This window comes from Couchioplanes azureus, assembly GCF_014648355.1.
Taxonomy (GTDB): domain Bacteria; phylum Actinomycetota; class Actinomycetes; order Mycobacteriales; family Micromonosporaceae; genus Actinoplanes; species Actinoplanes azureus.
This window is the reverse complement of the sequence record NZ_BMQY01000034.1, coordinates 1-1,287: the sequence shown is the minus strand read 5'-3', so window position 1 is coordinate 1,287 and position 1,287 is coordinate 1. Positions and strand designations below refer to the sequence as shown.

Here is a 1,287-nt window from a genome sequence, read left to right as displayed (position 1 = left end):
CCAGGGACATGATGGCGAACGTCCACCCGGGGTGGCCCTGGAAGCCCACGATCGCGGCGACGAAGGTGAAGACGCCGCTGATGCCGACGAGCACCGCGGCAATCTTCATGGGGTTGAACTCGCCGCTCATGGCGATCTTCGTGAGCAAGCTCGTGTTGCCGTTCTCGTCTCGCGTGTAACGGTTCTCCACGTCGAGGATCCGGTCGAGGTGGGGGGCGTCCACGAACGACCGGTCCGAAGACCGGTCGCCGGCGCTCTGCAGGTCCTTGACGTGGTCGTACGGTTGCCGTCGCTTTCGATCCCGTGGATTCTCACCGCTCGGCGCAGTGTCTTTCGGCTTACCCATCGCTACTCCCGGGAGTCTTGGTGCGCGACTCCTGGTTGTCCAGGACGCCGTCGCAGGAAGGGATTTCTGCCCGTTCGGTGGGCAGCTCGTGCGAGAGGTCCAGCGATCTGAGCTGGATCTTCGGCGAGCCGTTCATCTCCGGGGCACGGTGGTGCGCACTGCTGTCAGAGGGTGTCGGCACATGTCCTCCCTGCCGCGCCTTGGGCGTCTGCCCCAGGGCCAGATCCCTCTGGGCGGTCCCGGACCGCGGGTGCTCATGTACCGGAGGGAAGTTTTCGTGACCCATCCTACTCCGTAGGTCATCCGCCTGGAGTATGGCTGGACGACCGGTCGGATACGTATTGAGCCGCCGCACTGCGGGGAACGTGATCACCACTCGCGCAAATCGACATTTCGGGAAAGGCAGACCTATCATAGACTTACAGTCACAAAAAACTACCGAGCGTAGTCACAGAGGTCCCTGATGGGTGCAAAAGGGGTGCGATCGAGTTGCCGACTCACCCGCTAGGACGTTGTAGCACCACATGCGTCGTACGATTGGAATACCTCTGGAAGACTCAGCGGCACATCAAGAGAGGGGGTGTGATGGACATCACAGGTATGACCATGGTCATGTGGAGAATCCAGACGGAGTATGAAACGGTTTCACCCAGACGGATGAACTAGGTCAACTAGGCCTCGACCTAGGCTTTCGTTCCCCGCCCCCCTTGACCGCGCCCCCTACGCGACCCGTTTGCGGCAACAATCAGGTCGCGCAGAACGAGTTGGATCCGGAGCGCTTCGGATCCTTCGCCCGAACGTCGGCCTGACCCCCGCAGGCCTCTTTCCCGGCTACCCAGCCGGCCCGTCGCTGCCGCCACCCGCACGGGCCGGGATCAGCCATCGCCGCAGCCCTGCTGACCTCGCCCACAGAGGCAGGGACGACCCCTCTTGGCGGAGGG

General features: G+C 63.0%; 1 protein-coding gene. It reads right to left on the bottom strand.

Annotation, left to right across the window (positions count from 1 at the left end; all coding sequences use genetic code 11):
- The coding region (locus IEY99_RS33735; RefSeq protein WP_189208186.1) for a hypothetical protein at positions 1-223 on the bottom strand (223 nt) is incomplete at its 3' end.
- Positions 224-1,287 lie beyond the last annotated feature (1,064 nt).